This window comes from Streptomyces sp. Ru73, from assembly GCF_002920575.1.
Classification (GTDB): Bacteria; Actinomycetota; Actinomycetes; order Streptomycetales; family Streptomycetaceae; genus Streptomyces.
The window spans coordinates 1-1762 of record NZ_PQSQ01000206.1 but is presented as its reverse complement, the minus strand read 5'-3'; the positions used below and the strand labels follow the sequence as shown (position 1 = coordinate 1762).

Here is a 1762-nt window from a genome sequence, read left to right as displayed (position 1 = left end):
GCCACCGGGACTGGGCTCGGGCCTCAACCGGGGACTGGGCAGAACGCTCGGGCGGGCCGCAGCGGCTCGTCGTCGGCGTCGCCTGAGCCGCGGGCGAGGCCCGGGGCGGGGGCTGAGTCTGGGCCCGGGCTGGGGGCTTGGCCTCAGCTTGAGCCTGGGCCCGGGCCGTGGGCAGGGCTCGACCGGTTGGACTCCTCGCCGTACGCCCGGTGCCGACCGTGCCGAGCAGGCCGGAAAGCCCCGGCGGGAGGAGCCGCGGCATCCGGAAACCTCGGACCGGCCGTCGGGAGGCGCCGCCCACCGCACGGCATCCCCCGAGGCCCCGTCGCCTCCAGCGTCCCCGACGCGCCCGGCGTCTTCGGCATCCCCGAGGCTCCCGGCATCTTCGGCGCCCCCGCTGCCTCCAGGGCCTCCGACACCCTCATCCCCTCTGGCGTCCGCGGCATCCCCGCCGACTGGCGACCCGCACGCCGAGGCCGAGCGCCCCGCCCCACCCGCTGCTGCTCCTCGTCTCCTCCGGCACCGGGGCGGAAGCCGGGGGACGGGCCGCGCTCGCTGGTGCCGGGCCCGGGACTGGGCGGAACTGCTCCGGATCTCCGCGCCGGCCAGCGTCCCCGGCGACCTCCTCGCCGGTGCCGCGGCCGCCGGCCTGCGACCCAACACCCGTACCGCGCTGGCCACCCTCTCCTCCCTCCTCCTCTACGAAGCCGGCATGGCCCTGAACGACTGGGCCGACCGCGACATCGATGCCATCGAGCGCCCGCACCGCCCCATCCCCTCGGGCCGCATCACCCCCGGCGCCGCGCTCGCCGCAGCCGGCGGCCTGACCGCGGCAGGTCTGGCCTGCGCGGCCGCCGCCGGCCGCCCCGCCCTGGTGACGGCCACCGCCCTGGCCACCACCGTCTGGGCCTACGACCTGCACCTCAAGAACACCGCCGCCGGCCCCACCGCCATGGCCTGCGCCCGCACCCTCGACCTCCTCCAGGGCGCCGTCGCCACCACCGCGCCCCACGCACCGACCCGGCGCGCCGCCCGTCACGCCCTCCCCTCGGCCGCCCTCCTCGGCGCCCACACCCTCACCATCACCACCGTCTCCCGCCGCGAGGCCCAGGGCTCCTCCACGTCCCTGCCCCTCCTCTCCCTGGCGGCCATCGCCACCCTCGCCCGTGCCACGACCACCACCCGTACCGGCAAGGCCGCAGCGACGGCCCCCGCCACCTCGGAGGTGCCGACCCCCACGAGCCTGGCCGTCACGGGCCCGGCCACCCCGGCCGGGACGGCTCCCGCCACGGCGCGGGCAACGGCGCACGCCTCGCCGCCCGCGACGGCCTCCACGCCCCCTGCTGCCGAGGTGGTGGCCCGCCTCCTCGCCGCCGGTTACGCCGTCACCGCCGCCCGCCCCCTCCTCCTCGCCGCGCTCAACCCCTCACCCCACTTCCTCCAACGGGCCGTGGGCGGCGGCATCCGCGCGATGATCCCGCTCCAGGGCGCCCTCGCCGCCCGTGCCGGCGCACCCGCCACCGGCGCCGCGGTACTCGCGCTCATCCCCGTAGCCCGTCGCCTGTCCCGAAAGGTCAGTCCGACATGACCCCCACACCCCCACGGCCCCGCCCTCAGGCCCCATCGCATCCCCAACCCGCGAACGCGCACAGGGACACCACCCAGCTCGCCGACGGGGCACCGAGCACCATCCGGCCGACGTACGGGCCCCCGAACACCGTTCAGCCCGCGATCGAGAGTCGGGACACCGACCGGCCCGCGG

The 1762-nt window shown here is 78.0% G+C and carries 1 protein-coding gene; it reads left to right on the top strand.

Annotation, left to right across the window (positions count from 1 at the left end; genetic code table 11):
* The first annotated feature begins 148 nt into the window (after nt 1-148).
* The gene (locus C3486_RS36535; RefSeq protein ID WP_374936971.1) at nt 149-1588 is read left to right on the top strand and encodes an SCO3242 family prenyltransferase; all 1440 of its coding nucleotides are present in this window, start codon (nt 149-151) and stop codon (nt 1586-1588) included.
* Nucleotides 1589-1762: the final 174 nt, after the last annotated feature.